Here is a 14,835-nt window from a genome sequence, read left to right as displayed (position 1 = left end):
ACTAATAAGCCCTGTGAAAAATTTCAAATTAAAGCCCCCCTATAAAAGGAGCGATTCAATTATTAAAGCGATAACCGCTACCCCAAATGGTTTCAATCGGTAAGTCTGATAATTTACCCTTTTTTAATTTGTCACGAATGCGCCCGACATGCACAACAACAGTAAATACATCGCCATCCAAATCGTCCATATACCATAATTGGCGGAAAAGCTGTTCCTTCGTCCATACACGATTGGGATGTTCCATAAAAAATACGAGTAAATCAAACTCCTTTGTTGTAAAAGTAATCTCTTTGCCGAGTACAAAAACTTTACGCGCAGCTTTATCTACAACAATATTTCTTATTTCGATAAACTCTACTCCCTGTCCCACGCCTGTTAGCTGTTTATAGCGTTTCATATGTGCTTGGACACGTGCAACCAATTCACTAGGACTAAATGGTTTTGTCATATAATCATCCGCACCTAATCCAAGTCCCCGAATTTTATCTACATCTTCCTTTTTTGCTGACACAAACATGAGCGGAATATTTTTCACCTCGCGAATACGACGACAAATTTCAAATCCATTCATCGAAGGTAGCATTAAATCAATAATGACTAAGTCATACGCTTCATTTAATGCACGATTCATCCCTTCTAAACCATCTGTTACAATATCCGCTTCAATTGAATGAATTTCTAAATAATCTCGCTGTAATTCCGCAATGCTTATATCATCCTCAATAATTAAAATTCGTGATGTAGCCATTTCTCAACACTTCCTTTAAACCTTTTCCAACAAGATGGTTACAGTTGTACCTTTATTTAACGTACTTTGAATATTCACTTGACCTTTATGTTTTTCAACGATTTGCTTTACAATTGCAAGTCCTAAGCCACTGCCACCCGTTGAGGATGTTCTCGCTTCCTCGCCACGGTAAAAATGATCGAATACATATGGCAATTTATCCTCTGAAATACCTTGCCCGTTATCTTTGACAATCAGTTGTACAAATTGATCCAAAGCAATTGCTTCCACAACAATAGTTAATGGCTCCGTTGCCTTTTGAAACTTTATACTATTTTCAATTAAATTTGTAATCGCCCGATTCATATGCATTCGGTCAATCTGTACAAGCACTTCTCCAGAAACTTGCAAGTCAATAAGAACTTGTCGATTGGATAATTGAAACTCCTCTATAACATGTGCTAGAAAATCTGGTAATGAAGTGCATTCAAAATGAAATGGTACTGCCTCTGCATCAAGCTTTGAATAGAGAAAAAGCTCTTCTATTAAATGATTTAAGGCAAGTGATTTGTAATGGATCGTTTTTAAATACTTTTCCTGCTTTTCTGGCGTTTCAGCAACACCCTCTTGCAAGCCCTCCACATAACCAATAATAGATGTAATGGGTGTTTTCAAATCATGTGAAATACTCGCCACTAATTCCTTTCGGTTATTTTCAAGATTTTGCTGCTCCACAATTGACCCCAGTAATGCCTCTCGCATTCGTTCAAAATTTGCCGTCAGCTGTTGCACTTCTTTTGCAGTATTTTCCGGCAAAGTTGGTACCAGCATCGTCATGTCACCATCTCGAATACTTGACATTGTTTGCCCTAAGTTTTCAATAGGCTGGATGATTGATTTGCGAATTTGATGATTTAGAAATAACATACCTGCAATCGAAACTAACAATATGAGAATAATAATAAGTAGCCCCCATCTTGTCAGAAACTCTAATAAGTTATTTTCCTTCTTTAATACCAGGATACTTCCTTTAGTATGATCGCTGTAATAAAAATCAAATTTGATGTAACGGTACATTCTACCTGCGTTATCTACCGTACCCTTTGTTTCAATATTATTTGTATCAAAAACAGGAAAATGTACAATAAGCGACCTTTCAACTAGCTCCTCCGAGTAATATAAAATGTTCTCCTCCTTACGAATTACTAGACCGAGTGACTGATGCTCTAATTGTTTTAATTTGTTTTGCACATCTTCTACTAATAGTTGGTCTGGCGCACTTTTCGCTATATTTCTTAACTCTACATAGGCAAACTCCTCTTCTGGAGTTAAAGAACGTTGCTTCGTAAAGGATTGATACAATGTTTTCGGAGTTGGTACAGTTCCTGTCGTTACATAAAAAGCAATACATAAAATCATGAGAATGGAGACACTTGCAATAAAAATACCACCAATATATGAAATGAGAAATCGATTTTTTATTGTCATAGTAACCTCCCTTCCCAACTTCTTTAAGAGAAATCTTGCATTATCAAAAATAATCTATTAAAAGCTAAAATTCAGACTTAATTCTCCATTATATGGCTCATGCTCAACAAAAATAGTCGCTTCATTACCTGCTTTATCTTTGCCCATGCGCTTATAAGTAAACTTACTATCATTTAATTCTGTCAGTTCTAGAGCAGCCCCATATTTATTTTCACCTAACGATACATGTGCTCGAATTTTGTTACTATTAATAACATCAAAATAACCAAAATCGCCTCGACTCACTCCTGTTTCAACGTTGAAAAATTCATATTTATTTGTCGTTGGATCGTATTTAGCGATACTAATAAAGTTAGAGTTTTGCTCTGTTACATCAATCCCCTGCCCATCTAGCACTTTTGTCCCCTGCCATAATGTTTCCCCTAAAATTTCATCTCCATCTACGTCCGTAATAATCGTGCCAGTCGTTGCCGTTAAATTTTGCATTTGATTTGTAAAGGCTAATTCTGTTTCATCATATGGAATATGCTCAACAAAAATTTCTACATCTTTACCAGCTGCATCTTTACCCATGCGCCTGTATGTGAAAATGTCTTCATTTAATTCCGTCATCTCCACAACTGCTTGATACTTCATCGTATTAGAAATTAAAACTCGCTTCTCTCCATCATTTGTCATAAAGAATATTCCTTCATCGCCACGTGTTTCCTTTGTTGCTGCATCAAAAAACTCATAACGCCCTGTTTCAGCATCATATTTAGCCAAGCCAATAAAATTTGCGTTTTCCTTTGTTAAATCATTGTTATCTTTATCATAAACTTTTGTACCTTGCCAATTTGTACTACCAAGCAGATTCATCATTTCTTGACCTTTTGTTAGCTGGGTTTCCGTTTCAGCTTGTGCTGTTTGTTCGGCTTGCTCTGTTTGCTCAACCTGTTCGGTAGAATTAGTTATCTCCGTCTCCGTTGCTGCCTCTTCGCTACATGCCGCCAAAATTGTTAATGAGCTAAACACTACCAATGACGCAAATTTAATTTTTTTATTCATATTTATTCTCTCCCTTTCATTTTCTTATATTTCATTATGAAAGGAAGTTCTAAACTCCTTATATCACAAATATAAACAAATTATAAATTCGAAGTTAATTTATTTTTTCCACCAATCACTCATAATTTCAATAGGAGATTATATTTAATAATGTAGATAATTTAAATTGTATCATTGAGAAAAAAGATCGAACAATAATATTTATAGTAAATTATCTACATAGCTGCTGTCTTCCCCAATTTTCTCAGGTACGTGCTCCAAGAAAATGACAGTATCTATTCGCATCGCATTAAAATAATTAAGAAACCCAGCAACCTTCTCCTGAGAAGATTGCTGGGTTTTAAATTTGTATATTCAAAATAACAATAAAATTCCACTTAATTTAGCAGTCAATATAATTCCATTGTAAATATAACAAAGTTTTCCTTTAATTAAGCAATAACATTTAATTTAACTTATTATTTCGTATTTCTTTATCAATTTTACGCAGTGCTTTTTTCGATCCACGTTCGATATCATGATTTAGTTTTCTCGTTTTATACTCGACGAATGATGAATCTAAATCATAGCCTTCCGGGTATAACTCTTCGGCTTTTAACTCTAACTTCAACCGCTTTTCGTTAACCTCAATTAGTTGATTTTGATAATACACGGAAACATTATAATATTTGTCTTTTTCCTTGTACACTATACCAAAGTCATCGTGGTCAAGCAGTTTGACACGGTCTCCTTTTTGATAGTCGATACTATTATTTACTTTTTCAACAACTGCTTTTGGTTTTCGGATTTTGCTTTCATTTAATCGTTCCAAGCGGTATTCTTTATTTTCCATATATTCTTCTGCTCTTTTTAATACTTTTTCAGGTATGTTCATTTTTCTAGAAATCCATAACGCATTACTGTTTCCAGACTGTCCGATGAGAAGTTTATATAATGGCTCTAAAGTTTCGTTGTTAAATTGCATGGCCGCGTTCATAAAATCACTATGCATTTCAGAAAAACGCTTTATTTCACCATAATGTGTGGAAGCCACGGTAATACATCCTTTACTATAAAACTCTTCTAAGAGCGAGATTGCTAACGCCGCGCCTTCATTTGGTTCTGTCCCACTGCCAATCTCATCAAATAGTAGCAAAGTATTGTTGTTTACCGCTTGAAGTATTTCAGATAAGTTCTTCATATGTGAAGAGAAAGTGCTAAGTGCATTTTCTAAGCTTTGATTGTCACCAATATCGACAAAAATGCGCTCAAAAACTGCAATTTCGGTATCTTCCGAAGCTGAAATATGAAACCCGGACATCGTTGCCAATGTTACAAGACCTATTGTCTTAAGCACAATTGTTTTTCCCCCAGCATTTGGCCCAGTTATAATTAAGCTACGATAACCGTTTCCAATCTGAAACTGAAGTGGTACAACATGACCTGATAATAATGGATGCTTGCAATTTAATAATTTTACATTCCCATAATCATTTATTTTCGGCTCAATTCCATCCACATGTCTGCTATATTTAGCTTTAGCAAAAATCATATCATACTGTGATATAAGCTCCATATTAATATTTATTGCGTGAAGGTTTTCTACCACTAGTCCCGTCAAAGTAGCTAGTATTTGATATTCCAACATGGCCTCTTCCGATTTTAACAATGCTAATTCACCACTTAATTTCCCTACCACACTAGGTTCCATAAAGACTGTCGAACCTTTAGAAGATATTTCAATAATGGTTCCTTGTACTTGATTTTTGTATGAAGATTTTATTGGGATTGTATAGTGATCATTTTTAAAACTGATGATAAATTCCTGAATATAATTTTTATTTGCGCTGCTTGTTAAAAATTTATTTAATCTTTCTTTTATTTTTTGTTCAGCTGTTTGGATATGGTGACGAACACGTTTGAGATCATTACTTGCAGCCGAGTCAACCTGATTATTTTTAATTGAAAAATTAATTTCCTCTTCTATCTCCACGAATTCTGTCATGGAATTTGCATATGACGATAATGTCGGAGCAAAAAATTCTTGCCCAGTCATAAAACTTTTTATTTTTCGGCAGCCTCTTAAAAAATCAGAAATGCTTAACAGCTCTGATGGGTCTAAAATGATGCCTTTATCTAATTTAGCAATAATATGTTCAATATTGGAAACACCTACGAAAGGCACGTTTCCTCCTGCATCTAAAATGGCACGTCCTTCAGATGTTTCGGTTAATCGATGTTTGACGACGATTAAGTTAGAACTTGGCATTAACTTATCAAATAGTTGTTTGCCTAGTCCGCTAACGCAATAAGATTTTACGATTTCTTTTAATTCAGTGTACTGTAATTTTTCAAAAGTATTTTCATTCATTTTTTTCATTCTCCTCAATGTGATTTATCATTCAACAATGAAGAAACCTAATGGCAATATTTCAATGAGTTGAGAAAAATATAAAAAAGCTGCGGTGAATATACCGCAGCTTACGTTTACAATGCAAAAGTGAAATACACAAATAGAACTATCATTAACGATTGTTCTAATCATGATATAATGCGCTTGTTTGTAAAGTATTGTAGGTATCTTCATAGGTGGAAATAAGTCCATAACAAAATAAAGGGCGTAAAATTCACTACAATCCCCAGATGCTAAGGCTCTTTTATTTCCTATATTATTTTCCTATTTAGAAACTACCGCACTCACAAACTTCACCTCACATAATATAATTAATTTCTCATTGAAATCGACTTTACAGATTTATTATACTTTTTGAAATGCGAATTGTAAAGAATATAGTAATCTGCACAGGGTGTGAAAACAATAGATCTACAACAATAAATAAGACATCTAGACTATTTGCATGTAAATGGTCTAGGTGCTTTAATCATAACCACACTCCGCACTTACTGGTCCCTTAAGGATTACATACTTTCTTATTCCACTAAACTGCTACGCTAGCTTAATAAGACTGTTTCTATGATTTTATTATAGTTCCTTGGTGAAAGAACATTTGCCATTTACTAATTTCCAAATGGAACTACGTAAAGTTTTCTGGTTTCATCTTTTATACGATATGTTGCTAATACCGATTCATCTAATAAAGGATATATTTCAAATTCAGAATTGTCACTTTCCTCAAAGTAAGACCTTCCCCATCAATAGAACCTCTTTTATACCAAACATTACCTAAACTACCGAATTCAAAAAAATCATCAATACGTAATTTATCTTTCATTTCCTGTCCCCCAAATCCATATATATGTAAGCTTACTTAGAAATTTATTTTAGTATTCATCAATGAATCAATTGACAAGGTTTACAATTCTGTTTATTGTAAATCATTATTGATAATACTTTTCAATTAAAAAATTCAGAATAAAGAAGGCACACTATGATAGATACATTTCAAACTGAAAATCTTACTATTTCTTATGATGATAAAATTATTGTAGATAATTTAAATATTACAGTACCTGTAGGGAAAATAACTGCGCTTGTAGGTGCTAATGGCTCTGGCAAATCCACGATTTTAAAAACGCTTGCACGTCTCCTACAACCCAAAAACGGACAAGTTTTACTCGATGGAAAATCGATACATACTTATTCAACAAAAAATGTTGCCAAAAAGCTTGCGATTTTACCACAAAATCCAATTGCCCCAGATGGATTAACTGTAAGTGAATTAGTAGCTTACGGAAGATACCCTCACCAAAAATCTTTCAGCTCACATTCTAAAGAAGATTTCAATATAATTCATTGGGCAATAGATGCCACTGGATTATCAGCATTTGCAGAAAGTCCAGTCGATGAATTATCTGGCGGGCAAAGACAACGTGCCTGGATTGCGCTTGCACTTGCCCAAAAAACACCTATATTATTACTTGACGAGCCCACAACTTTTTTAGATATGGGACACCAACTCGATGTTTTAAAATTAATTCGTAAGTTAAATGAAGAACAGCAACGCACTATTATCATGGTAGTCCACGATTTAAATCATGCTACTCGTTTTGCTGATCACATCATTTGCATCAAAAAAGGGGAAGTTCATACAGAAGGAAACCCACTAGAAGTCTTAACGGAAAAGGTTTTAAAAGATGTTTTCCAAATTGAAGCAACAATATTAATAGAGCCAAAAACAGGAGTACCTGTTTGTATTCCAACAGATTCCATTACAGAGGAGACGCCATGAAATCGAATAGCTTCCTTTGTAAAACAAATAGACGACCATTTTATGTAACAATTTTTGTGAGTACAATTTTATTAGCAATCAGTCTATTTATTGCGATTGTATTCGGCGCGAAACCATTACCTTTTTCAACAGTTTGGGCTGCTATTTGGCACTTTGATACAAGTAACATTGAACATCAAATTTTATACTCTGTTCGCTTCCCTCGTGTACTAGCCGCAGGTTTAGTTGGAGCTGCCTTTGCAGTCGCAGGGGCACTTATGCAAGGTGTGACACGAAACCCATTAGCTGATGTTGGCGTACTTGGTATTAATGCTGGTGCAACTTTTGTTGTTGCACTGAGCTTTGTTTTTTTTCCAGACATTCCATTTTCACTATTAATGGTCCTATCATTTTTAGGGGCGACTTGTACAACATTATTTATTTTTTTACTGGGGATGAATACACCCGGTGGATTAACACCACTTAAACTAACATTAGCAGGAACTGTTATTGCATCATTGTTACATTCTTTAACTTCAGGTATTGCCATTTACTTCGAATTAAGTCAAGATCTTGCTTTTTGGTATGCAGGTGGAGTTGCTGGTGTAGAATGGCCTCAATTAGTTGCAATTGCACCTATTTTAATCATTGTATTAATTGGTGCCATGCTGCTTGGAAAATCATTATCCATTATGGCAATGGGAGAAGAAATGGCGGTCAACCTAGGTTTAAACACAAAACGGATTCGACTTATTGCCATTGTATTCGCACTTATGTTAGCAGGTGTTTCCGTAGCTGCTGTTGGTTCTATCGCATTTGTTGGACTTATCATTCCGCATATCGCGCGTAAATTTGTTGGCGTCGATTACCGATTTGTGCTACCCGTTAGTGCAATACTCGGCGCATTATTATTAGTCGTAGCTGACTTACTTGCACGTACCATTGATCCTCCTAAAGAATTTGCAATTGGCGTCATTGTTGCGATGATTGGTGTACCGTTTTTCTTATATATTTCTAGAAAGGAGAACCGTACCTTATGAACATCTTTCAAAAACGAAAAAAACGAACTCAACAAGTTATACTCGTGCTAGTATTTATTACATTTGCAACCATTTTATATGGATTAAATACAGGTTCATTAAAAATTTCGCCATTAAATGTGCTTTATACTTTTTTAGGTCAAGGTTCAGATATCGAAAAAATGGTACTGTTTGATTATCGTTTGCCTCGCATTATTATTACAATTCTTGCAGGTGCAGGGCTTGGTGTTGCAGGTGCAATATTCCAAGGTATTACCCGTAATCCCCTTGCAGATCCAGGTATTTTAGGCATTCATGCAGGAGCCGGGGCTGGCTTAATGATATATATGACATATTTTACATCGCTCAACACATTACCGGCATTAACAATTCCCATCTTTACATTTGTTGGTGGCATCACTGCTGCAACTCTCATCATTTTCTTTACATATGAACGCCATAAAGGAATTTTACCAACTCGATTACTCTTAGTTGGCATAGCAGTTGCAGCTGGTTTCAATGCATTAACTCTTTATTTATCGTTACAGCTTGATGAAAAAACATACTCTTTTGCTGCAAGCTGGCTTTTAGGAAATGTATGGGGACGCGATTGGATTCATGTGTATTCACTCTTACCATGGATACTTGTACTTCTTCCATTAGCATTGATGAGCAGCAAAACATTAAATAGCTTTGCATTAGGTGATTCACTTGCTTTAAGTATTGGCACAAAGATACAACCCTCGCGTATCAAGCTCTTATTTTTAGCAGTAGCACTCTCTTCTGCAAGTGTAGCGATGACAGGTGGTATTGGATTTATCGGACTTGTCGCCCCACATATTGCTAGACGCTTAGTTGGACCAGCACACGAACATCTATTACCGATTTCGGCATTTGTCGGTGTTGTAATTCTCGTATTATCTGATACACTTGCCCGCTCTATTTTTGAGCCTAGCGCAATTCCAGCTGGAGTGATCGTGTCAACAGTAGGTGCTCCTTATTTCTTATATATTTTATTCAAAACTAAAAAATAGATTGTTTTTTAATAAAAATCATATTATACTACCAAAGTACAAATGATAATTATTATCAATGAATCTACTATTTAGGAGCGTCCTATGAAAAAAATATTATTAAGTCTTTTCTCAGCACTATCAGTTTTTACATTAGTAGCATGTGGAAACGATACAAAAGAAGAAAAAACAGCAGAGCAAGAAGTACCAGAAGTAACAGAAGAAGCAGAAAACATCGCCTATGATAAAGACGTTGCTTCAATCTCAATTTTCCTAACAGGTAACTTACAAGCATTGGAAATCATTCCTGTAGGAACCACTACTAGTGATTTCCTACCATTAGATGAAAAACAATACCCGGAAACTAAATATTTAGGTTTCACAAAAGAACCAGATATGGAAGCATTAATTGCATTACAACCAGATGAAATTTTTATTGATGCTGAGTTTGCGGAAAAACATGGTTTAGATAAATACGAAGCTATCGCAACTACACATGTTATTAACTTAGATGAAGGTCGTTGGAAAGACCACTTAAACAACATCGCAGAAATTACAGATCGCTCAGAAACAGCGGAGGAATTCATTGCTGCGTATGATGCAAAAGTAGAAGACGTAAAAGCATTAGCGAAAGAAACCCTGGGTGATGGAACAGTAATGGCTGTTCGCGTATCTGCAAAAGGTATTCGTGTATATGGCATGGAGCGTCCTCTAGGTCCAATTTTATTTGAAGATTTAGGATTCACACCAGCACCAAACGTTAAAGCAATTACAGGTAACTGGGAAAATATCTCAAAGGAAGTACTTCCTGATTTCAACGCAGATACAATGTTTGTACTAGTATCTTCTGTAGATGAAGGTAGCCAACAAGTATTTGATGAGTTGCAAAATGATCCAATTTGGCAAAGTTTAAAAGCAGTACAAAATAATCAAGTAATCATAATTGAAGAAAATCCTTGGTTAAACTACTCTGCATATGGTAACAAGTTAGCTTTAGAAAACTTAGAAGAAATTTTATCAGCGCGATAATTTCACAACAAATTTCCAGCTATTTCGCTGTATCAAAATAAAAAGTGGATTCGGATAACTTAATAGTTTTCCGAATCCACTTTTTAATTTCATCAATATACTTGCATATCTGTACTAAGCTGTCACACCAACGATTACTTTAATTGAATCTGTCGCAGCAAATTTAATAGAACTTGTGTAGATTAGAGTACTGAAATAAGCTACAAGGATTATCTCCCATATTATAAAAATTCACTGATTTAATTACAGAAAAACCCCTCATTTACTTATGATACGGTTCTCCGTAATATATCAAAATGAAGTTTGCATTAAATATTGCTTTAATTGTAATGCTCATTTCCACCTCTCTAATTTATGAAGGTTCATTACAAACATTCCTGCCAAAAACTTCGGAAAACCCATTTCGATGCATTTATCTTTTACAAATCGTTTCATTTCATCTACCGAAATGTCCTTTTGCGTGAATTCCCCTTCTTGATAACAATGCTTACAGTACATACAACTTTTATCTAAATTTTTCTCTGTACCACGATCTTCAATTTTTTTTAATGGCATGCCACAGCTTTGGCATTTTTTATATTCTTTCATACTATCACCTCAAAATTTACTATTATTAATCTTCTAATGTTTTATAAATCTTTTTGACTCTTTTTAATTGTGGTGCTGTTAGGTATTTTTCTCTTCTTCGTAATACATTCAATAATTCCTCTTTATTTTCATCTGTTACGGCTAAAAGAGTACTTTCCGAGTGCTGAGGAATTTCCTTTGGTCTGCAATTATCAAGGTGATGGAGTAATATTGGAAAAATCACATCATTGTTTTCCTTACTGACGGCTGCTAGCTTCGCAAGAGTTAGGACACCTTTATCAATTGTAATAACTGAACCAACTTTCATAGCATGTTTTAATATGTCAAGATGAGCCATAATGGTTTCTGATGCTCCCTCAGCAATCGTTGCTAATGCCGTCATTCCGCCCCAGACCAAACGATTATTACGGCTTTTTAGCAACTCTATAAAAGTCAGGACATACTTACTTATGAGTTCTGGTTTAACTTGCCCAATTTCGTACGCTACTTTAATACAATCGTATTGAATCTTTTTATCTTTGCAAGTTAGGTTTTCAATTATTTCTTTTATGCCCGTATAATTTTCTTCATTGGCTAACTTATGTGCCAGCTCAATATTGGGCACTTCATCATTTCGACTTAGTTGAGAAGCTAACAGGTTCACAACTGACATGATTATCCCTCATTTATTCAATTTATTTTATGTATATACATTATCACATTTAACCAGTATTGAAACTATATGAGGTTCTTAACATAATTTAAGTCTATTAGTTTGTATTCTCTTTTTTTTTAGACGTATCGGTTAACGAATTAAAATCAACATCTTCATTTTTACAAATACTAATTATGTTACTTATTCTATCTTAATGGTTAGCTTCTGCTGGTAAAATTATACTTTTCACTGTCTTTTCAGCATTAATCCGAAGAACATTTTTTAGATAATAGGTATCTTCATCGGATTCATTAAAATATATTTTTTTAATGAAAATTACTCATTCTTGTTTATATTATCATTTAGACCCTCGAAGGTATTTTTCAGTTCAGAGATATTAATATAGCCTGGATCAATTTTTAATTCGATAACAGCTACAACTTCATATTTATAAATTTTCTCTTTATTTGGATGCTACAATACGGCTTACTTCAAAAAAAAGGTGGATCAAGAACCTATATGTATTTTTCAAAATTTATTCAGTTCGAATCTGAATTCCCATGTTTCGTAGAACAACTAGGTGCTGTATCTATTCCTTCAGAAAAAACCGCCTTACTTATGGTACGGTTCACCGTAACTAATTTAAGTGAGATTTATATTAATTAATTTTCATATTAAATTTCAATTAGAATTAGTTGTTTCATACAAGCAATCTCATTCAAAAATACATACGCTATGTTAATTATAAGTATAAGAAAAGGATGTTTTGCTATGGGAGAACTAAATCAATATACAATCACTATTCTTGGAAGTATGGGCGGAGTTGCTAAGTCAATCTTATCTATTCTAAATCATTCTATTACTGATAAAAATGATCCAATCCACCATATTATTGTAAATTCAAAGCTTGTTTTAATAGATAACAATCAAAAAACGATGGATTATTATAATCAATTGTTTCCAAATTTGATTGATAATTTGATTATCGTTCAATTTGATCTTAGTGACCGAGACAAATTTACTGAACTTTTAAAATCGACAAACACCAATTTAGTTATTGATGTATCCTGGGCTGATACAATCGAAATGGTTGAATGTTGTAACAAACTTGGAGTTCATTATATCAACTCAGCATTAGAGAACACTGCGGTTGATCTAGATGATAGCTTATATGGATTTCCACTGACTGAACGATATTACCGCTTTGAAGATAAGAAGGATATCTTTACTAATACAAGAGCAATTATTGGTTCAGGTATGAATCCTGGTGTAGTTCAATGGATGACCATTAAATTATTGAAAGAAAATGCCAGTAACCCACCTTTAGCTTGTTATATTTTTGAGCATGACAGTTCCTTTTATAAAGACAAAAATCTTATAGATCCTAAAACTATTTATACTACCTGGTCCGTTGAGTGTTTTCTAGATGAAGCAATTTTAAGCTATCCAATGTTTGTCCGAAATCATTTACCACTTTACTTATATGATGATGTCTATGCTACTGAATTTAAGATAACGGTAGGAAAAAAAGAATTTTATGGATGTCTTATGCCCCATGAAGAAGTACTAACATTAAGTAAGCTATATGATTTTGAAATGGGATTTATCTATCGAGTCAATGAATATACAACTGAATTAATTCGAGATAATTTAGATGATGTGGATGACCTTTGGAATTGGAAACAAAAGCTAATAGACCCTTCGAATGGAGAGGTAGAAGGGGAGGATCTTGTTGGTGTACTTTTAGTATACAATGATAAGGAAATTTATATGTATAACTCAATGAAAAGTATTGATATATTCCAAAAATATAAAACTAGTGCAACATACTTCCAAGTAGCTTGCGGAATATATGCCGGTACTGCGAGTTTAATACTAGATAATATTCCTTTAGGTGTATATTATGTCGATGAATTATTAATTAATACGCAAAGTAATTATGAAAAATATTTAACTTACTATATGCAAGATTTTGTCTTTGGTGAGAATAACAGCTCGGATGGATTATTACATCAAAGAATGAAGAGAATTGAATAATAACAACTGCACTAGGATGAATTGATATCATACCCATTTTAAATAAGAACTTTTCTTTATAAAAAAACACCTTACTTATGATATGGCAAAAAGCATTTAGCCTTTTCGTACTCGACGCTATATATTCTTTCCAACTTTTATGTTTACTTTCAACATTAATGATTTTACTTAAAGCCAATTATTTTGCCTATAAATCTAAGTGTATTAACTACATTTTGTGTTTGTTTTGCATGTTCTTTCATTTGATGAGAAATTGAAAGTTCTTATAAAAGTCTATGAATAAAAAATTTAAGTATAACTCCACCTTTTAAAAACTAGGTCTAAAGCCTGCTCCAAACGAAGAGTAATAGAATAAACATAATTAAGAAAATAGGATTTTATGGGAAAATTTATCACCCATGAAATGTAACATATCATTTAAATGGGAATACTATTAAGGAGGAATAACAAATGATGCACCCAGATACAGAAATTCGGTTTGTAAGTGAAGAAGTAGGCGTTGGTGTGTTTGCAACAAAATTAATCCCTATAGGAACCATTGTCTGGATTAAAGATGAATTAGATATGATTCTAACAGAGGAGTATATTGAAAGTCTTGATAATTTGCAAAAAGAGTATATATATAAATATACCTATTTAGATACTGACGGCATATATGTTCTTCATTGGGATCACGCAAAATATATGAATCATAGCTTCAATCCAAATTGTGTAGATACAGCCTATGATTTTCAATTGGCTACAAAAGACATTCAACCTGGTGAGCAATTAACATGTGATTATGGAGCTATAGGTGATGATGAAGAATTTGAATGTATACCTGAAGAAGGAACATCAAGAACAAAAGTAACTGCAAATGATTATTTAATATATTATGCAGAATGGGATGAGATGGCAAGAACAACATTTGAACATTTCAATGCAGTAGAGCAACCACTAAAATATTTAATCAGGGAGCAATATATTGATAAAGTAAATGCGGTAGCCAATGGAAATGAACCACTAGATTCCATTCTCACGTTATTTATTGATAACGAAGACGAAAATTAAATACTTAACAGGAGAAACTGCGACACTACTGTTAGAAAATCTTATTCAAGAA

Annotated in this window: 13 protein-coding genes; 6 read left to right on the top strand and 7 right to left on the bottom strand. The window is 33.8% G+C overall.

Translation table 11 applies throughout. The annotated features are described in order from the left end of the window. Positions 1–55: 55 nt before the first annotated feature. The 5 genes from CSE16_RS07085 to CSE16_RS21755 all read right to left on the bottom strand — a co-directional run bounded on the left by CSE16_RS07085 (position 56) and on the right by CSE16_RS21755 (position 6,477). Positions 56–751, bottom strand: a complete 696-nt coding sequence (locus tag CSE16_RS07085) for a response regulator transcription factor (RefSeq protein ID WP_099423258.1) — start codon at positions 749–751, stop codon at positions 56–58. A 15-nt stretch (positions 752–766) separates the two neighbouring features. Next, positions 767–2,218 (bottom strand): sensor histidine kinase, encoded by a 1,452-nt coding sequence (locus CSE16_RS07080; RefSeq protein ID WP_099423257.1) that lies wholly within the window; start codon positions 2,216–2,218, stop codon positions 767–769. A gap of 57 nt (positions 2,219–2,275) precedes the next feature. Continuing rightward, positions 2,276–3,265: a DUF4822 domain-containing protein gene (locus CSE16_RS07075; protein WP_099423256.1), complete on the bottom strand. Its 990-nt coding sequence runs from the start codon at positions 3,263–3,265 to the stop codon at positions 2,276–2,278. 445 nt (positions 3,266–3,710) lie between these two features. Further along, positions 3,711–5,615: an endonuclease MutS2 gene (locus tag CSE16_RS07070; protein WP_099423255.1), complete on the bottom strand. Its 1,905-nt coding sequence runs from the start codon at positions 5,613–5,615 to the stop codon at positions 3,711–3,713. A 721-nt stretch (positions 5,616–6,336) separates the two neighbouring features. Next, positions 6,337–6,477: a hypothetical protein gene (locus CSE16_RS21755; RefSeq protein ID WP_253896188.1), complete on the bottom strand. Its 141-nt coding sequence runs from the start codon at positions 6,475–6,477 to the stop codon at positions 6,337–6,339. A gap of 159 nt (positions 6,478–6,636) precedes the next feature. Between CSE16_RS21755 and CSE16_RS07060 the strand changes: the two genes are divergently transcribed. The 4 genes from CSE16_RS07060 to CSE16_RS07045 all read left to right on the top strand — a co-directional run bounded on the left by CSE16_RS07060 (position 6,637) and on the right by CSE16_RS07045 (position 10,474). Beyond that, positions 6,637–7,434 carry an ABC transporter ATP-binding protein gene (locus CSE16_RS07060; protein ID WP_371514640.1) on the top strand — a complete coding sequence of 266 codons (798 nt, stop codon included), beginning with the start codon at positions 6,637–6,639 and terminating at the stop codon, positions 7,432–7,434. After that, the gene (locus CSE16_RS07055; protein ID WP_099423253.1) at positions 7,431–8,453 is read left to right on the top strand and encodes a FecCD family ABC transporter permease; all 1,023 of its coding nucleotides are present in this window, start codon (positions 7,431–7,433) and stop codon (positions 8,451–8,453) included. The genes CSE16_RS07060 and CSE16_RS07055 overlap by 4 nt, the downstream gene beginning before the upstream one ends. After that, complete coding sequence (locus tag CSE16_RS07050) at positions 8,450–9,466, top strand: FecCD family ABC transporter permease (protein WP_099423252.1); 1,017 nt, start codon at positions 8,450–8,452, stop codon at positions 9,464–9,466. The genes CSE16_RS07055 and CSE16_RS07050 overlap by 4 nt, the downstream gene beginning before the upstream one ends. A gap of 84 nt (positions 9,467–9,550) precedes the next feature. Continuing rightward, the gene (locus CSE16_RS07045) at positions 9,551–10,474 is read left to right on the top strand and encodes an ABC transporter substrate-binding protein (RefSeq protein WP_099423251.1); all 924 of its coding nucleotides are present in this window, start codon (positions 9,551–9,553) and stop codon (positions 10,472–10,474) included. Positions 10,475–10,807: 333 nt separating this feature from the next. On the opposite strand, the gene CSE16_RS07040 is transcribed toward CSE16_RS07045, so the two are convergent. Both CSE16_RS07040 and CSE16_RS07035 read right to left on the bottom strand, forming a co-directional pair. Further along, entirely contained in the window at positions 10,808–11,062 is a 255-nt protein-coding gene (locus CSE16_RS07040) for a zinc ribbon domain-containing protein (protein WP_099423250.1), read from the bottom strand. A gap of 25 nt (positions 11,063–11,087) precedes the next feature. After that, a complete protein-coding gene (locus CSE16_RS07035) occupies positions 11,088–11,714 on the bottom strand; it encodes a hypothetical protein (protein WP_099423249.1) in 627 nt (208 codons plus the stop codon). A 753-nt stretch (positions 11,715–12,467) separates the two neighbouring features. On the opposite strand from CSE16_RS07035, the gene CSE16_RS07030 reads away from it, so the two are divergent. Both CSE16_RS07030 and CSE16_RS07025 read left to right on the top strand, forming a co-directional pair. Next, entirely contained in the window at positions 12,468–13,733 is a 1,266-nt protein-coding gene (locus CSE16_RS07030; protein ID WP_099423248.1) for a saccharopine dehydrogenase NADP-binding domain-containing protein, read from the top strand. A 450-nt stretch (positions 13,734–14,183) separates the two neighbouring features. Beyond that, a complete protein-coding gene (locus CSE16_RS07025; protein WP_099423247.1) occupies positions 14,184–14,783 on the top strand; it encodes an SET domain-containing protein in 600 nt (199 codons plus the stop codon). Positions 14,784–14,835 lie beyond the last annotated feature (52 nt).

The organism is Solibacillus sp. R5-41, from assembly GCF_002736105.1.
Lineage (GTDB): Bacteria > Bacillota > Bacilli > Bacillales_A > Planococcaceae > Solibacillus.
The sequence above is the reverse complement of the archived record's forward strand: the minus strand, read 5'-3'. Positions and strand labels throughout refer to the sequence as shown.

Bases quoted from the DNA above. Each gene is read 5' to 3' on its own strand.
- CSE16_RS07030 (WP_099423248.1), top strand. From the start codon at position 12,468: ATGGGAGAACTAAATCAATATACAATCACTATTCTTGGAAGTATGGGC.
- CSE16_RS07075 (WP_099423256.1), bottom strand. From the start codon at position 3,265: ATGAATAAAAAAATTAAATTTGCGTCATTGGTAGTGTTTAGCTCATTA.
- CSE16_RS07070 (WP_099423255.1), bottom strand. From the start codon at position 5,615: ATGAATGAAAATACTTTTGAAAAATTACAGTACACTGAATTAAAAGAA.
- CSE16_RS07035 (WP_099423249.1), bottom strand. From the start codon at position 11,714: ATGTCAGTTGTGAACCTGTTAGCTTCTCAACTAAGTCGAAATGATGAA.
- CSE16_RS21755 (WP_253896188.1), bottom strand. From the start codon at position 6,477: ATGAAAGATAAATTACGTATTGATGATTTTTTTGAATTCGGTAGTTTA.
- CSE16_RS07080 (WP_099423257.1), bottom strand. From the start codon at position 2,218: ATGACAATAAAAAATCGATTTCTCATTTCATATATTGGTGGTATTTTT.
- CSE16_RS07050 (WP_099423252.1), top strand. From the start codon at position 8,450: ATGAACATCTTTCAAAAACGAAAAAAACGAACTCAACAAGTTATACTC.
- CSE16_RS07085 (WP_099423258.1), bottom strand. From the start codon at position 751: ATGGCTACATCACGAATTTTAATTATTGAGGATGATATAAGCATTGCG.
- CSE16_RS07025 (WP_099423247.1), top strand. From the start codon at position 14,184: ATGATGCACCCAGATACAGAAATTCGGTTTGTAAGTGAAGAAGTAGGC.
- CSE16_RS07040 (WP_099423250.1), bottom strand. From the start codon at position 11,062: ATGAAAGAATATAAAAAATGCCAAAGCTGTGGCATGCCATTAAAAAAA.
- CSE16_RS07045 (WP_099423251.1), top strand. From the start codon at position 9,551: ATGAAAAAAATATTATTAAGTCTTTTCTCAGCACTATCAGTTTTTACA.
- CSE16_RS07055 (WP_099423253.1), top strand. From the start codon at position 7,431: ATGAAATCGAATAGCTTCCTTTGTAAAACAAATAGACGACCATTTTAT.